A 15,747-nucleotide genomic window follows, 5' to 3' on the forward strand; every position below is an offset into this window, starting at 1 on the left:
CCCAGAGCCGGCCCTCGGTCACGCCCAGAGCCGGCCCTCGGTCACGCCCAGAGCTGGCCCTGGAGGGTTTCGATGGCCTCTTCGGTGGTGGCGGCCGTGTAGACGCCGGTGGAGAGGTACTTCCAGCCGCCGTCGGCGACGACGAACACGATGTCGGCGCTCTCGCCCGCGGTGAGTGCCTTCCTGCCGACGCCGATCGCGGCGTGCAGGGCGGCGCCCGTGGAGACGCCCGCGAAGATGCCCTCCTGCTGGAGCAGCTCGCGGGTGCGGGTGACGGCGTCGGCGGAGCCGACGGAGAAGCGGGTGGTGAGGACGGAGGCGTCGTACAGCTCGGGGACGAAGCCCTCGTCGAGGTTGCGCAGGCCGTAGACCAGGTCGTCGTAGCGCGGTTCGGCGGCGACGATCTTGACGTCGGGCTTGTGTTCGCGCAGGAAGCGGCCGACGCCCATGAGGGTGCCGGTGGTGCCGAGTCCGGCGACGAAGTGGGTGACGGACGGGAGGTCGGCGAGGATCTCCGGGCCGGTGGTGGCGTAGTGCGCGCCGGCGTTGTCGGGGTTGCCGTACTGGTAGAGCATCACCCAGTCGGGGTGCTCGGCCGACAGCTCCTTGGCGACGCGTACGGCGGTGTTGGAGCCGCCCGCGGCGGGGCTGGGGATGATCTCGGCGCCCCACATGGCGAGCAGCTCGCGGCGTTCCTGGGAGGTGTTCTCCGGCATGACGCAGACCATGCGGTAGCCCTTGAGCTTGGCCGCCATGGCGAGGGAGATGCCGGTGTTGCCGCTGGTGGGTTCGAGGATGGTGCAGCCGGGGGTGAGCCGGCCGTCCTTCTCGGCCTGCTCGATCATGTGCAGGGCGGGGCGGTCCTTGACCGAGCCGGTGGGGTTGCGGTCCTCCAGCTTGGCCCAGATGCGGACGTCGGCGGACGGCGAGAGCCGCGGCAGGCGCACCAGAGGGGTGTTGCCCACCGCGGCGAGGGGGGAGTCGTAGCGCATCGGGTCGCTCAGGCCATGCCGCCGGCCACGGCCGGCAGGATCGTCACGGTGTCGCCGTCGGTCAGCTTGGTGTCGATGCCCTCGACGAAGCGGACGTCCTCGTCGTTCAGGTACACGTTGATGAAGCGGCGCAGCTGGCCCTTCTCCACGATGCGTGCCTGGATGCCCGTGTGCCGGGTCTCGAGGTCGGTGAACAGGTCGGCAAGGGTGTCACCGCTGCCCTCCACCGCCTTCTTGCCGTCGGTGTACTGGCGCAGGATGGTGGGGATGCGGACCTCGATGGCCATGGCTCAGGGCTCCTGTCGGAAGGTGTGGGCAGCGCAGGTACATGCGTGTGAGGGCGCCGCGGCGCACGGCCGTACGGCGGCAGGGCCGGGCGTCAACAGATGGCGCTGGCGAGCCTGCACAGGTCGACGTGCAGCCGCGCCACGAGCAGTGCGCCCGGCGTCTTCTCGCTCACGTCGTGGGAAACCATGGGCTCATCGTATCGATTCCCGGTCCGGGCCCTGGAGTGTGATCCCACATGATGGACGAAATCGGGCCAGGGAGTGAGACCGCGAGGCGGAGCGCCTTCTTCGGGCGGGCCGGGCGGACGGACGAGCCGCCATTTCCCCACGCGCCGAACCTCGCGGCGCTCAGTACGCCTCGACGACCTTGATCTCCTCCTCCGTGACCTTGCCGTCCACGATCCGGTAGGAGCGGAACTGGAAGGGGCCCGCGTCGTCGGAGTCGGCGGTGGAGACGAGGACGTAGTGGGCGCCGGGCTCGTTGGCGTAGGAGAGGTCGGTGCGGGAGGGGTAGGCCTCGGTGGCGGTGTGGGAGTGGTAGATGATCACCGGCTCCTCGTCGCGGTCGTCCATCTCGCGGTAGAGCTTGAGCAGGTCCTGCGAGTCGAACTCGTAGAACGTGGGCGAGCGGGCGGCGTTGAGCATGGGGATGAACCGCTCGGGTCGGTCCGAGCCCGCGGGGCCGGCGACCACGCCGCACGCCTCGTCGGGGTGGTCCTCGCGCGCGTGGGCGACGATCTGGTCGAACAGGGCCTGGGTGATGGTGAGCATGGTCGTCAGGATAAGCAGAGGGGCCGCCCCGTACCGAGGAACGGTACGGGGCGGCCCATATGCCGGACGTCCTGAGCGGCAGCCGCAGGGGGCGCCACGAGTGCTCCCTGCGGCTGGACGTCCTCGGGGGTCAGCTCACCTTGTCCAGGTCCGGGCGGCGCTCGGCGATCCGGGGGTTGCGGGTCTTCAGTACGGCCCAGCCGATGCCGAGGGCGGCGGCCCAGCCGGCCATCACGTAGAGGCAGACGCGGGAGTCGGCGTCGTAGGCGATGAGGCCGGTGACGAAGAGGAGGAAGGCGATGGCGACGTAGCTGCACTTGGCGCCGCCCGGTGCCGGGAAGGACGAGGCGGGCAGGCGGCCCGCGTCGACGGCGCGGCGGTAGAGGACGTGGCTGATGAGGATCATGAGCCAGGTCCAGATGCCGGCCGCGGTGGCGACGGACACGACGTAGCCGAAGGCCTTCTCGGGGACGACGTAGTTGAGGATCACGCCGATGCCCATGAAGGCGACGGAGACGGCGATGCCGAAGGCGGGCGTCCTGGTCGAGGACAGCTTCCTGAAGGCGGCCGGGGCCTCGCCGCTGTCGGCCAGGTTCCGCAGCATGCGGCCGGTGGAGTACATGCCGGAGTTGCAGGAGGACAGGGCCGCGGTCAGCACGACGAAGTTGACGATGGCGGCGCCGGCCGGGATGCCGATCTTGGCGAAGGCGGCGACGAAGGGGCTCACGCCGGGCGCGAACTCGGTCCACTTGACGACGCAGAGGATGACGGTGAGCGCGCCGACGTAGAACAGCGCGATGCGCCACGGAAGCGTGTTGATGGCCTTCGGGAGGGTCTTCTCGGGGTTCTCCGACTCGCCGGCGGTGACGCCGACCAGCTCGACGGCGAGGTAGGCGAACATGACGCCCTGGAGGGTCATGAGGGAGGAGCCGACGCCCTTGGGGAAGAAGCCGTCGAAGGCCCACAGGTTGGAGACGGCGGCGGTGTCGCCGGCGGAGCTGAAGCCGAAGGTGAGGACGCCGAGGCCGATGACGATCATGCCGATGAGCGCGGTGACCTTGACCATGGAGAACCAGAACTCCAGCTCACCGAAGAGCTTCACGGAGATCAGGTTGACCCCGAAGAGGATCACCAGGAAGACCAGCGCCGTCACCCACTGGGGGACGGAGGGGAACCAGTAGTTGACGTAGATCGCGGCGGCCGTCAGTTCGGCCATGCCGGTCACGACCCACATCAGCCAGTACGTCCAGCCGGTGAAGTAGCCGAAGAACGGGCCGAGGAACTCGCGGGAGTACTCCGCGAAGGAACCGGAGACCGGGCGGTAGAGGAGCAGCTCGCCGAGTGCCCGCATGATGAAGAAGATGATCACGCCCGCGAGGGCGTACATGAGGATGAGGCTGGGGCCGGCCTTGGCGATGTTCGCCCCGGCTCCCAGGAACAGGCCGACGCCGATGGCGCCGCCGATCGCGATCATCTGGACCTGTCGGCTGCCGAGTCCTCGCTCGTAGCCCTCTTCCGACTCCTCTGGGCCCTTTTCCGTGTCGACCTGAGCGGAGGTCATGTGTGGTGCGCCTTTCTCCATGCCGAACCGGGCCGTCGTCGGCCGCGGATCGGGTCTCGATCCCCCCGGATTGATGGAGCGTCGTGCCTGGCCGGCGATCCGCCGGCTCGGTGGCGCACCCGGCGGACATACGGGTGGTGTTCGCCGGGCGGTCGTGAAGATTTATCACGGCCGCCATACTGATCGCCCGGGTGGCGTGTGGCGCATTGCACAGGGAGAGACGGTCAAACTGGGCACAAAAGGGACACAGTCGGCCGCACCGGTGACGTGATCGTTATCCGGATTTGAGCGTCCTCTGAGCGAACACGGAACCGTCACACATCAGGTCACAACGGCGGATCCTCAGCCCATGAGGGTGGTCACGAGCGTCTCCTGGAGCCCGCCCAGCCACAGGTACGCCATCACCATCGGCTTGCGCGGGTCCTCGTCCGGCAGCCGGTAGAGGAGGTCGGTGTCGTCCTCGTCGGTGATGTCCAGCCGGGAGCCGATCGCCAGGCGCAGGTCGTTGAGCGTGCGGAGCCACTGCTGGGACTCCTCCGGCGACAGCTCGAGCACCGCCACGCTGTCACCCTCCGCGACCAGCGCGTCCAGGGAGCGCACGACCGCGAGGGCGTTCTCGCGCTTGCCCGCCCTGAGGTCGTTCTCGGTGAAGCGGCGGAACTCGGCGGAGTGTGCGCGCCGCTCCTCGGCCTCCCGGGGGCCGGGGGTGGCCTCGGGGTCGGTGTAGGCGTCGGGGAAGAGGCGCTTGAGGACCGGGTCGGAGGGCGGCTCGCTCGGGCCCTCGGCGAACAGCTCGGCGAGCGGGTCGGCGGAGGCGTCCTCGGCGGGGCCGGGGCCGATCAGCTCCAGGAGCTGCACGGCCAGCGACCGGATGATGGAGATCTCGACGTCGTCGAGGGCGACGGCCGCGCCGCCGCCGGGGATCGGTTCGAAGTGTCCTGGCATCGGTGAGGTGACTACTTCCGATCCTGCTGGAGGGTGGCCCACAGTCCGTAACCGTGCATCGCCTGCACGTCGCGTTCCATCTCCTCGCGGGTACCGCTGGAGACGACCGCCCGGCCCTTGTGGTGGACGTCGAGCATGAGCTTGGTGGCCTTGTCCTTGGAGTAGCCGAAGTACGACTGGAAGACGTACGTCACATAGCTCATGAGGTTGACCGGGTCGTTGTGGACGATCGTGACCCAGGGGACGTCCGGCTCGGGTACGGCGAAGACCTCCTCCGCCGACTCGGTGCGTTCGATCTCAAGGGGAGCGGGTGACGTCACACTGCCCATGCTGCCATGCACCCGGGAAATCGTCACACCGACGAAAAGGGAGTACGATCCCTGCCATGAACACAGCGGATCTCGGGCTGCCGGTGGATGTTCCCTCGACGGCGCTCTTCACGGACCAGTACGAGCTGACGATGTTGCAGGCCGCGCTGAGAGCGGGCACCGCCGAGCGGCGCAGCGTCTTCGAGGTCTTCACCCGGCGACTGCCGGAAGGCCGGCGCTACGGCGTGGTGGCCGGCACCGGACGCGTCCTGGACGCGGTCGAGAACTTCCGATTCGACGCGGGCGTCCTCGGCTTCCTGCGGGAGCGGGAGATCGTCGACGAGGCGACCCTGGAATGGCTCGCCTCCTACCGCTTCTCGGGTGACGTCTGGGGCTACCCGGAGGGCGAGGTGTACTTCCCCGGCTCGCCGATCATGCGGGTGGAGGGCTCCTTCGCCGAGTGCGTGCTGCTGGAGACCGTGATCCTGTCCATCCTCAACCACGACTCGGCGATCGCGGCCGCCGCCTCCCGCATGTCCTCGGCGGCCGGGCAGCGCCCGCTCATCGAGATGGGCGCCCGCCGCACCCACGAACTGGCCGCGGTGGCCGCGTCCCGCGCCGCGTACGTCGGCGGCTTCGCCACCACCTCCGACCTGGCGGCCGGCTTCCGCTACGGCATCCCCACGGTGGGCACCAGCGCGCACGCCTTCACCCTCCTGCACGACAGCGAGCGCGACGCCTTCCGCGCCCAGGTGGAGTCGCTGGGCCGTGGCACCACCCTCCTCGTGGACACCTACGACGTCACCGAGGCCGTCCGTACCGCCGTGGAGGTCGCCGGGCCCGAGCTGGGCGCGGTCCGCATCGACTCCGGCGACCTGCTGCTCGTCGCGCACCGGGTGCGCCAGCAGTTGGACGAACTGGGCGCGAGGGACACCCGGATCATCGTGACCTCGGACCTCGACGAGTACGCGATCGCCTCACTGGCCGCCGCGCCCGTGGACGCGTACGGCGTCGGCACCCAGCTGGTGACCGGCTCCGGGCATCCGACGGCCTCCATGGTCTACAAGCTGGTCGCCCGCGCCGGGTCCGACGACCCGAAGGCGCCGCTGGTGCCGGTGGCGAAGAAGTCGTCCGGCGGCAAGACGTCGGTCGGCGGCCGCAAGTGGGCCGCGCGCCGGCCGGACGCGGACGGGATCGCCGAGGCGGAGGTCGTCGGCACCGGCCAGGTCCCGGCCGACCTGGCCGACCACCAGCTGCTGGTCGAGCTGATCAAGAGCGGGGAGGTCGTCGCCCGCGAACCGCTGGACGTGGTCCGCGACCGGCACAGGGCCGCCCGCGCCGGGCTGCCGCTGTCCGCCACGCAGCTCTCCCGAGGGGAACCCGTGCTTCCGACGGAGTACGTCCAGGGCCGCTCGGGTAGCTAGAGCGCAATGTCGGGGGTGGGGCGGCGACGCCCCCTCCCTTACCACCGCCGAAGTCTCCAGGCTCGATTACTTCACCCACAGTCGAAGGACACCCACCATGCGCCGCGCCTTGATCGTCGTAGACGTGCAGAACGACTTCTGCGAGGGGGGCAGCCTCGCGGTGTCCGGGGGCGCCGATGTGGCCGCCGCGATCACCGAGCTGATCGGGCAGGCCCCCGCCGGATACCGTCATGTGGTGGCCACCCGTGACCGCCACATCGCCCCCGGCGGCCACTTCGCCGACAACCCCGACTACGCGCACTCCTGGCCCGCGCACTGCGTGGCCGGCACCGAGGGCGTCGGCTTCCACCCGAACTTCGCCCCGGCGGTGGCATCCGGCGCCGTCGACGCCGTCTTCGACAAGGGCGCCTACGCCGCCGCGTACAGCGGCTTCGAGGGCGCCGACGAGAACGGCGTCAAGCTGGGCGACTGGCTGCGCGCCCGCGGGATCGACGAGGTGGACGTGGTGGGCATCGCCACCGACCACTGCGTGCGGGCCACGGCGCTGGACTCGGCCCGCGAGGGCTTCCGCACCCAGGTCCTGCTCGACCTGACCGCCGGGGTCGCCCCGGAGACCACCGAGCGGGCGCTCGAGGAGCTGCGCGGGGCGGGCGTGGAACTGTCGGGGAAGCCGGTCGTGCAGTAACCCATTCGGGCGTTCTTGGCTGCGGGCCGGTTGCCGGCTACGTCCCCGAGGCCGCCGGGCGGCGGAGCAGCGCGCGGATCGGGCGCCACAGTTCCGGGACGCCGACGAGCGTGGTGACAGCGTTGTCGGGGGCCGTTCGCCATATGAGGCCGTCGGGATGGTGCAGGACCGCGGTGATCTCGTCCGGGCTGGGCGGGGCGGCGTTGCCCCGCAGGTAGACGGCGCGCAGGCCCAGATTGCGGAGCCTGGTCAGGGCTCGGGCGCGGTTCTGGGCGACGACCAGGACGCGTACGGCTGCGGCACCGTCGGCGGCGGGGCTGGGCAGGTTCAGCGCCACCACCACCGAGCCGTTCGGCAACGTGCAGAAACCTCCTGCGGCCATGCGGTCACACCCCCGTGCGTGTCGGCGTCGACGTGGTCGTCCCTGGGTCTGTCAATAAGAAGGACACAGGAGGCACCTAAACACGATCGGCGGCACCACGCCAGAGGGTTGCCGCCGATACGCACCTGACCTGCGGAAACGTTGGCTACTTAGCCGACGGTCCCACCTTCACGGTGACCGTCGAGCCGCTCAGGGGCTCATTGACGATCTTGATCGAGGTGTTGGTGTCAGTGATCTTGACGCCGGCCAGCGGGTTCGACGCGTCGTAGTAGGACGACAGGCTGTCGTCGAAGACCGGGACGCCCGGACGGGCCTTGATCTTCGTGGCGACGTCGGCCTTGTGCAGCGTGATCGCGTCGGTCGGGTACCAGCTGAAGGTGGAGTCGAAGGACTGGATGCGGTTGCGCATCAGGCTGCCGTCGGACCACTTCAGCGGGGCCGGGTGCGCGTCGACCGGCAGGATCAGGCCCTCACCCGGGTGCTGGCTGGTGTTGTCGTCGGCCTGGGAGGTGTCCCACTTCCAGATCAACAGGCCGTTCTGGTACGGGTAGTGCTCCACCCAGTCCGGACGGGTCGTCGAGAAGCCGTAGTTGTACGGGCCGACCTTGAGGACCTTGTCGTACGAGACGTACTGACGGTTCTCGGCGATGTAGTACTGGGCGTAGTCGTCCGTGATGGCCGCACCGATGCGGGTGAATCCGCTGGCCGTCCACGCGGCGTCCGCGCTCTCCGCGTTGTCGGAGAACAGGGCCGCGCCGTCCGCGGTCACGGTGATCTGGTCGGCCGCGAAGCCCTTCTGGGCCACGCCGCCGTCGGTGGCGTAGCGGAAGCGGACGTCGACCTTCTGGCCCGCGTAGGCGTCGAGCGAGTACGTCAGCTTCTGGTAGGCCTCGACCGTGCCGGTGAGGGCCGGCTTGCCGCTGCCGTCGCGCGGGATCGCGGAGCCGTCGGCCAGCCTGCCGTCGATCGGCGTCCAGTTGGAGCCGTCCGTGGACACCTCGGTGTAGAGGTAGTCGTAGTCGGCCTCGATGTCCCACCAGCCGTCCAGCGACAGCGCCGCCGTCGACCTGCCGGTCAGGTCGACCGAGCGGGTCAGGGTGTTGCGCAGGTCGTCGCCGCTGCCGCTCCACCACTGCGTGGCGCCCTGGGCCGGCGCGACGACGTCGGTGGTGACCGTCTTGTCCGGCAGCGTGACGATGAGGGCCTGCGGGTTGGCGGTGTTGTACTCGGCCAGACCCAGCTTGTGCTTGGACTTCACGCCCGCCTTGGCGACCTCGTAGTCCAGCCAGCCGAGCTGGAGCTTGTCCCAGGCGTTCATGTCGCCGGGCAGGTCACCGATGGAGTCCTTGCCGGTGCCGAGCCAGGAACCGGAGGACATCAGCGTCCAGAAGCCGGTGGAGTTCTCGCCGCCCGCCGTGTCGTACTCGTCGGGCAGGCCGAGGTCGTGGCCGTACTCGTGGGCGAAGACGCCCAGGCCGCCGTTCTCCGGCTGGATGGTGTAGTCGCCGACCCAGATGCCGGTGTCGCCGATCTGGGCGCCGCCGAGCTTGTTGGTGTCCGGGCCGGTGGAACCGGCGTCGGTGCCGAAGGCGTACCAGCGGTGCGCCCAGATGGCGTCCGCGCCCTGCGCGCCGCCGCCCGCGGACTCGTCCTCGCCGGCGTGCACGATCTGGAAGTGGTCGATGTAGCCGTCGGACTCGTTGAAGTCGCCGTCGGCGTCGAAGTCGTAGCGGTCCCACTGGTCGAACTCGGCCAGCTCCGCCTTGATCTCGGCGGCGGTGTCACCGGCGGCCTCGCGCTCGGCGACCCAGGCGTTGACGCCGTCCTGCACGGCGTACCAGGCGCCGGTGGCGGCGTCGTTGGAGCCGTAACGGGCTTCGTTGTAGGGGACCTTGACCCAGTCGGTCACTTCGCCGTCGACCGAGTAGCGGCCCGAGGACTGCTTCTCGTAGTACTTCTTCAGCGACTCGGTGCCCGTGCCGGTGCCGAAGTACAGGTCCTGGAAGTGCGCCTGGTTGTAGTCCGCCTGCCAGGCCGTGCTGTTGTCCTTGGTGCGGTCCGGCGCGGCTATCTGGTTGTGCAGCGGGCCGGGGGTGCCGCCGTAGCGGCTGTCGATCTGGTCGCCGAACTCGACGAGGATCGTGAAGATCTTGTCGGTCTTCTCGCGGCCGAGTTCGACGTACTTGCTCTCACCCCCACGGCTGTCGAGCCGGACGACCTTGGAGCCGTCGCGGTTCCTGACCGTGGCCTCGCCGGACAGGACCTGCTCGAGGGCTTCCTCGCGCTGCGCCTCCTGCGTCTTGCTGAGCGGCCCGTCGAAGTCGTGTTCGCGGGCCTTGGCCGGCTGCGGGTCGTGCCGGTCCACCGCCGTGGTCTCGGACGGCGCACTGTCGGCCGCCTGTGCCACGGCGAACGCCGAGAACGTCGCCGAGGCCGCCGCGAGGGCGACGACCGTGGCGGACGCCCTGAACGTCCAGGATCTGCTGGTCACTTGATTGCCTCCCCTAACGCGTGCCGGACGCGCGGAAGGGGGATCCATGTCAAGGGATGTCCGCGCGAGGTTATACGCGTGTAGTCAAGTGCCGTCATTTGACTACTGCTTCACCAGAAAAGACAGACCTTGACTTGAACAGATCAACGCATTATTGGGAGCGCCCGTTCGCATTGCGGACACGTGACTGTTACGTGACGGGCGCGCGGTCCCGTCCACCGAGTGGACGCCATGACTCCGTGCGCCCCCTGTGCACCGGCACCGTGTGTCAGCTCACGCTTACTGCTCGTTCCAGTCGGGCATGCAGCCGATTAGAGTCGAGACCGCCCCCGCTCCCGAGGACACGATTGCCATGCCTCGTCCGACCGTCGCACAGCTCACGTACGGTTCCTGCACCGTCATCCTCTCGACGCTCGTCATGCTGCTGCTGTCACAGACGAGTTCGGGCTCACTCGTCGCGGTCATCGCCATCACCGCGCTCGCCCTCGGCGTACTCGTCGCCATGACGCTCCCGGCGCCCCGGCGCCAGGTCACCGTCACCGTGGCACGCTCCACCGTGCACGAGCCCGTACCCGCCTCGGTCGCCGCGGCACCCGAGCCGGTCCGGGAGCCGTCGACACCCTGAACGCCATGACGAACGGGCCCGCGGCCGTGCCGGAGCGGGCCCGTTCGCCGTACTGGCACAGCGTCAGCCGGTGCTCACCACGACCGTCTTGGCTGCCTTGTCGTGCAGACCCTGCTTGTAGGGCTTGTCGAAGAAGCTCCAGCCGCCGCAGATCGCCGTCCACACACAGGCACAGCAGAACGCGAACGGCACCCACAGCACGAGGGCGCGCACCAGCGAGGTCTGCGTGGAGGGCGTGGAGCCGTTGTCGAGGTTGGCCACCCGCAGGCCCAGCCACTTCTTGCCCAGCGTCCGACCGGACTTGGCGGTCATGAAGGTGTCGTAGGCGATGTACAGCACGGCGGCCACGACGGACTGTGCGAGGGACTTGCCGACCTCGACGCCGTCGCCGTCCACGTCGTACTCGTTCACCCCGAAGCCCCACGTGAGCAGCCACACGACGAGGGTCACCAGGACCATGTCGATGATCCGCGCCAGGGTGCGCCTGCCGCTGTCGGCGAGCGGAGGCATCCCGGAGAGCGGGTCGGCGGGATAACCCCCGTAGGGGTCACCGCCGTAGGGCCCGCCCCCGCCCGCACCTCCGTACGGCGGTGGCTGCCCGCCCGCGCCACCGTACGGCGGCGGCTGCCCGCCCGCACCGCCGTACGGGCTGTCGTACGGCGAACCCTGTGGGCCCTGCCCCTGACCGTGCGGCGGCTGCTGAGGGGGCTGCTTCCTGAACGGGTCGTCCTCCGGCGGCTCGCCGCCGGAACCGGGGGGCGGTTCGGTCGTCATGGCCCGAGTCGACCGCGAACCGCCCGTCCCCGCATCCGGCGAGCGGCCGTCCGGGGTACGAGATCCCTGGGACGGTCGGCGGAGGGGCAGCGGCCGGCCCGACCAGGGCGGGTTCGAAAGTAGCGTCGTCTGCCGCAAGGGAAGGCCGGGCCGCGTCCGGTGCGTGGGATCGCAGGGCGGAGGGTGGTCCCGGTACCGGGTGTCTCGGGACGGGTTCGACAACGCGGCTGGGGGTGCCCCCTCCGGGGAGTCCGGCCTCGCCCTCGGACCGCCGGCGGCGGATCCACCTGCGGGCTGTGGCTCGTGAGGTGCCCATCTCGGCGGCGACGTGCGCGACGGGGCGGCGGCAGCGGACACGCTCGACGAGCAGCCGCCTGCCGTGCACGGACAGCCGGGCCTTGGGGTGGCCGTGATCAAGCCCGGCCGGTGTCGACGACGCTCGTGATCAGTACACCTAGCCCGCCACGAAGGTGTGCGCCGCCTTGTCGTGCCAGCACTGGCGCCACGGCCTGTCGAACAGGCCCCACAGGATGCCGACGAGGCCGATGGCGAGGAGGCCCGGGACGCTGTAGACGAGCCAACGGCGCAGGGCGTGGCCGAACGAAGGGGGCTGGTGGCCCTCGATGTCGCGCACCTCCAGACCGAACAGCTTCTTGCCCAGCGTGCGGCCCCACTTGGCGGTCGGCAACGCCTCGTAGACGACGCCGAAGAGCACCAGGACGGCCAGCACGACACCGAGGTACACCGACGTGGTGCCGTCCAGCAGCCAGACCGTCACCGTCTCGCCGGTGAGCTTGGCCGCGTCGATCTTGTCGTTGACGTGTTCGACCGCCTTGAGGCCCAGCGGGACCGCCGCCACGCCGGTGACGGCCGCCAGGACGAGCGTGTCGACGAGCCGCGCGCCCAGGCGCCTGCCGAGACCCGCGGGGCGCGCCTCCGACTGGCGGCGGGCGGCGGCCTGGAACACGTCGTCCACCGGCGGCTTCCACGGCACGACGGGCTGATCGTCCCCGGCGCCCGCGAGCTGGTGCACCTGCTGCGCCCAGGAGTGCTGCCCGCCACCGGGGCCGGGAGCCATGGGCGCGCCGCCACCGGCCGCCCCGGCCGCGCCGGCCGCCTGAGGCCCACGGCCTGCTCGGGGAGGCCGGGTGCGGGTCGGGGGGAGGCGCTCGGAGCGGACTGGGCGTGGGCGGTCTGGGCCTGGGCGGCCTGCGCGGGGGCGGCCGCCTGGGGGGACTGCGGCCCGGCAACGGCCTGAGGAACCTGAAGGGCTTGAGGGACTTGAGGGGCTTGGGGGACTTGCGGGGCGGAGGCGCCCTGCGCGGACATCGCCTGCGGGCCGCCGGGGGTTCCCTGGGCCGGCATGGGCGTCCGAGCCTCCGCGGCACGGTCGGAGGCGGCCTTGCCCGCGACGAACCCCGCCGGTGACTGCCCCTCGGGCATCGGAGCGGCGGGGCCGAAGGCGCCCACGCCCGGCCCGGCGGAACCGGCCCCCTCGGCGGAGCCACCCGCGCCGCCCACGCCCACCGGCCCCTGCGGGCCGTAGCCCTGCTGCTCCGGGGTGCGGGGGGACGGCGGACGGAAGGTCATCGTGCCCTCGTCCGCGGGCGCCGGGCCCGTGGTCGGGCGGCGGGACATGAAGGTGGCGTCGGGCGCGGCTTCCGGCGGGGCCGTGCGCGGGTCCGGGGTCGGCGGACCGCCCCAGGAGACACGGCGGTCCTGCTCGCCGCCGAACCCGGACTGGCGGGAGCGGTCGGCGCCCCACGCGGAGGCCGGCTCCGGGTCGCCGCCGTACTGCCGCGGGTCCTCGTCGAAGAAGTGCGGGCCGGTCTCCTCGACGGGGGCCGGGGCGGGGGCCGGGGATGCCCCCGGAGGGGCGAGCGGCGCGCCGTCGGACGGCGCCGGCCGGCTGGTGCCGGGCACCCAGGAGGCACCGTTCCAGTACCGGACGTATCCAGGGATGGAGGGGTCCGGGTAGTACCCCTCGCGGGGCCTGTCGTCGCCGGGTGCCGGGGTTGGGGCGCTCATGTCCGTCGTCCCGTATCTGCTCGGGGGTGGGATGGGGGCCTCCACATCTATCAGACGAGCGCAACCGCCACCGCCAGTCCCGCCGTTCCCACTCCTTTCCGGGCAACGGCGTGCACGCCCTTCACACGTGCGGACGGCCGCGGGGACGGCCCGCGGAAAAAGGTTCCCGAACCCGCGTAACGCTCGGCGCGCATCCCGCTCTCCCCTGCGTACGGAATCAGTACCGAGAGGAGAACGGACATGCATCACACCGTGGTGGAACGGGAGCTGGAGTTCCACATGATCGTGTCGCCGGAGCGCAGCGTCCCGGTCCCGGCGCGGCTGGGCTACCGCAGCGACGACCCCTTCGCCGTCCACGTCAGCTTCCACATCAACTCGGAGTACCCCGTCCACTGGACGTTCGCCCGCGAACTCCTCGTGGAGGGCGTGTTCCGGCCGTGCGGGCACGGGGACGTACGGGTGTGGCCGACGAAGGTGGGCGGGCGCGGCGTCGTCCTGATGGCGCTGAGTTCACCCGACGGTGACGCCCTGCTGGAGGCGCCCGCGGCCCAGGTGTCGGCCTGGCTGGAGCGGACGCTCCGGGTGGTGCCCCCGGGGACCGAGGGTGAGCAGCTCGAACTCGACGAGGCACTGACCGAGCTGCTCGCCCCCCTCCCGGCCGACGACCCGTGGCTGAGCGACCCCTGGCCGTCCGACGAGTCGAAGGACGGTGAATGACCGCGCGCGGCTCAGAACAGCTTGCCGGGGTTGAGGATGCCCAGCGGGTCGAAGACCTGCTTGATCCGCCGCTGCATCTCCACGCCGACGGGGCCCAGCTCGCGTGCCAGCCACTCCTTCTTCAGCACGCCCACGCCGTGCTCGCCGGTGATGGTGCCGCCCAGTTCCAGGCCGAGCGCCATGATCTCGTCGAAGGACTCGCGGGCGCGCCGCGCCTCGTCGGGATCGGCCGCGTCGAAGCAGACGGTGGGGTGGGTGTTGCCGTCGCCCGCGTGCGCGCAGACCCCGATGGTGAGCCGGTACTTCTGGGCGATGCGCTCGACGCCCTCCAGCATGTCGCCGAGCCGGGAGCGGGGCACGCACACGTCGTCGATCATCGTCGTGCCCTTGACCGCCTCCAGGGCCACCAGCGAGGACCGCCGGGCCTGGAGGAGGAGTTCGGATTCGGCGGCGTCCTCGGCCGGCACGACCTGGGTGGCGCCGGCGGCCTCGCACAGCGCGCCGACGGCGGCGAGGTCGGCGGCCGGGTCCGGGGTGTCGAAGGCGGCGAGGAGGAGGGCCTCGGTGGTCTCCGGCAGGCCCATCCGGGTCAGCTCGTTGACCGCCCTGACCGTCGTACGGTCCATCAGCTCGAGGAGGGAGGGGACGTGGCCGCCGGCCATGATCCGGCAGACGGCGTCGCAGGCGGCGGCAGCGGAGGCGAACTCGGCGGCCAGGACCAGTTGCTGCGGCGGCTGCGGCTTCAGCGCGAGGGTTGCCCGCACGACGACGCCGAGGGAGCCCTCGGAGCCGACGAACAGGCGGGTGAGGTCGTACCCGGCGACGCCCTTGGCGGTGCGGCGGCCGGTGGACATCAGGCGGCCGTCGGCGAGGACGACGTCCAGGCCGAGGACGTACTCGGCGGTGACGCCGTACTTCACGCAGCACAGACCACCGGAGGCGGTGCCGATGTTGCCGCCGATGGTGCACATCTCCAGCTGGAGGGGTCGGGCGGGTAGGAGAGGCCGTGTTCGGCCACGGCACGGGAGAGGACCGCGTTGACGACTCCGGGCTCGACGACGGCGATGCGGTCGACGGGACTGATCTCCAGGATGCGGTCCATCTTCGTCAGGGAGAGGACCAGGCAGCCGTCGGAGGCGTTGGCGGCGCCCGACAGGCCGGTGCGGGCGCCCTGCGGGACGACCGGGACGCGCAGCTCGGTGGCGGTGCGCAGCACGTGCTGGACCTGTTCGACGGTGCGCGGCAGCACGACGGCGGCCGGGGTGCCGGCCGGGCAGAAGCTCGCCATGTCGTGCGCGTAGGCGGCCGTGACGTCGGGGTCGGTGAGGACCGCCTCGGCGGGCAGGCCGTCGAGCAGTCGGTCGAGGAGGTTGCCGGTCACCTCGTCGCGAGGGGCTTCGATACGGCTCATGATCACAGCGTCGCACCCGCCGCCATCGGTGTGAACCCCGTCTGCGGCACCCGGCGGATACCGTCGCTCGGTCGTCGCGCTGACGCACAGTGAGCGCCATGGACAGCGCTACCGAGACCGCCGCCGACGCAGCCGCCGAACCCGCGGGAGCCACTGCAGCCGCCGATGCGCGGCCCGGGACGGGGCCCGGGACGGGGCCCGGACCGTCGAAGGCCCGCTGCCGGCCGCACCGGCGGCTGCTGATCGGCTCGCTGGCCGGCTGCCTGGTGCTGGGCGGGGTCCTGCTGTGCCTGCCGGGCGAGGGGGCGGACCGGCCGAGCGGGCGGCCGCTCCGGGGGGCTCAGGG

The 15,747-nt window shown here is 71.1% G+C and carries 14 protein-coding genes and 4 pseudogenes; 5 read left to right on the forward strand and 13 right to left on the reverse strand.

Going from position 1 to position 15,747, the window contains the following annotated elements; genetic code table 11:
• Positions 1-41 precede the first annotated feature (41 nt).
• From BM536_RS13445 to clpS, 7 genes are all read right to left on the reverse strand, one after another.
• Entirely contained in the window at positions 42-992 is a 951-nt protein-coding gene (locus tag BM536_RS13445; protein WP_073496250.1) for a PLP-dependent cysteine synthase family protein, read from the reverse strand.
• Positions 993-1,000: 8 nt separating this feature from the next.
• Positions 1,001-1,279: a MoaD/ThiS family protein gene (locus tag BM536_RS13450; RefSeq protein WP_073496251.1), complete on the reverse strand. Its 279-nt coding sequence runs from the start codon at positions 1,277-1,279 to the stop codon at positions 1,001-1,003.
• A 92-nt stretch (positions 1,280-1,371) separates the two neighbouring features.
• On the reverse strand, positions 1,372-1,467 hold the full coding sequence (locus BM536_RS44345; RefSeq protein WP_319180349.1) for a putative leader peptide: 96 nt from the start codon (positions 1,465-1,467) through the stop codon (positions 1,372-1,374).
• Between the two features lie 160 nt (positions 1,468-1,627).
• A complete protein-coding gene (locus BM536_RS13460; protein WP_073496252.1) occupies positions 1,628-2,050 on the reverse strand; it encodes a M67 family metallopeptidase in 423 nt (140 codons plus the stop codon).
• Positions 2,051-2,180: 130 nt separating this feature from the next.
• Positions 2,181-3,611: an amino acid permease gene (locus BM536_RS13465; RefSeq protein ID WP_073496253.1), complete on the reverse strand. Its 1,431-nt coding sequence runs from the start codon at positions 3,609-3,611 to the stop codon at positions 2,181-2,183.
• A 342-nt stretch (positions 3,612-3,953) separates the two neighbouring features.
• Entirely contained in the window at positions 3,954-4,556 is a 603-nt protein-coding gene (locus BM536_RS13470; protein ID WP_094102968.1) for a DUF2017 domain-containing protein, read from the reverse strand.
• Positions 4,557-4,567: 11 nt separating this feature from the next.
• A complete protein-coding gene (gene clpS / locus BM536_RS13475; protein WP_073496255.1) occupies positions 4,568-4,885 on the reverse strand; it encodes an ATP-dependent Clp protease adapter ClpS in 318 nt (105 codons plus the stop codon).
• 56 nt (positions 4,886-4,941) lie between these two features.
• On the opposite strand from clpS, the gene BM536_RS13480 reads away from it, so the two are divergent.
• The gene (locus BM536_RS13480) at positions 4,942-6,288 is read left to right on the forward strand and encodes a nicotinate phosphoribosyltransferase (RefSeq protein WP_073496257.1); all 1,347 of its coding nucleotides are present in this window, start codon (positions 4,942-4,944) and stop codon (positions 6,286-6,288) included.
• 97 nt (positions 6,289-6,385) lie between these two features.
• Positions 6,386-6,973 carry a nicotinamidase gene (locus tag BM536_RS13485; RefSeq protein ID WP_094102969.1) on the forward strand — a complete coding sequence of 196 codons (588 nt, stop codon included), beginning with the start codon at positions 6,386-6,388 and terminating at the stop codon, positions 6,971-6,973.
• Between the two features lie 37 nt (positions 6,974-7,010).
• Here the strand turns inward: BM536_RS13485 and BM536_RS13490 are convergent, their stop codons facing one another.
• The gene (locus BM536_RS13490; protein ID WP_073496261.1) at positions 7,011-7,355 is read right to left on the reverse strand and encodes a hypothetical protein; all 345 of its coding nucleotides are present in this window, start codon (positions 7,353-7,355) and stop codon (positions 7,011-7,013) included.
• Positions 7,356-7,500: 145 nt separating this feature from the next.
• The gene (locus BM536_RS13495) at positions 7,501-9,846 is read right to left on the reverse strand and encodes an immune inhibitor A domain-containing protein (protein ID WP_073496263.1); all 2,346 of its coding nucleotides are present in this window, start codon (positions 9,844-9,846) and stop codon (positions 7,501-7,503) included.
• 352 nt (positions 9,847-10,198) lie between these two features.
• Here BM536_RS13495 and BM536_RS13500 point away from each other — a divergent pair, with 352 nt between their 5' ends.
• A complete protein-coding gene (locus BM536_RS13500) occupies positions 10,199-10,471 on the forward strand; it encodes a hypothetical protein (protein ID WP_073496265.1) in 273 nt (90 codons plus the stop codon).
• A gap of 63 nt (positions 10,472-10,534) precedes the next feature.
• On the opposite strand, the gene BM536_RS13505 is transcribed toward BM536_RS13500, so the two are convergent.
• The 3 genes and pseudogenes from BM536_RS13505 to BM536_RS44820 form a co-directional block, all read right to left on the reverse strand.
• Positions 10,535-11,245 (reverse strand): RDD family protein, encoded by a 711-nt coding sequence (locus BM536_RS13505; protein ID WP_094102970.1) that lies wholly within the window; start codon positions 11,243-11,245, stop codon positions 10,535-10,537.
• 247 nt (positions 11,246-11,492) lie between these two features.
• Positions 11,493-11,636, reverse strand: a pseudogene (locus BM536_RS13510) (helix-turn-helix domain-containing protein); the annotation flags it as partial.
• Between the two features lie 63 nt (positions 11,637-11,699).
• A pseudogene (locus BM536_RS44820) lies at positions 11,700-13,273 on the reverse strand (RDD family protein).
• A gap of 240 nt (positions 13,274-13,513) precedes the next feature.
• On the opposite strand from BM536_RS44820, the gene BM536_RS13520 reads away from it, so the two are divergent.
• Positions 13,514-13,990 (forward strand): SsgA family sporulation/cell division regulator, encoded by a 477-nt coding sequence (locus tag BM536_RS13520; RefSeq protein ID WP_073500091.1) that lies wholly within the window; start codon positions 13,514-13,516, stop codon positions 13,988-13,990.
• 11 nt (positions 13,991-14,001) lie between these two features.
• Here the strand turns inward: BM536_RS13520 and BM536_RS13525 are convergent.
• Positions 14,002-15,407 (reverse strand): annotated as a pseudogene (locus BM536_RS13525) (FAD-binding oxidoreductase).
• Positions 15,408-15,499: 92 nt separating this feature from the next.
• Between BM536_RS13525 and BM536_RS40775 the strand changes: the two are divergent.
• Positions 15,500-15,747, forward strand: a pseudogene (locus BM536_RS40775) (tetratricopeptide repeat protein); the annotation flags it as partial.

It is taken from the genome of Streptomyces phaeoluteigriseus (assembly GCF_001896135.2).
GTDB lineage: Bacteria > Actinomycetota > Actinomycetes > Streptomycetales > Streptomycetaceae > Streptomyces > Streptomyces phaeoluteigriseus.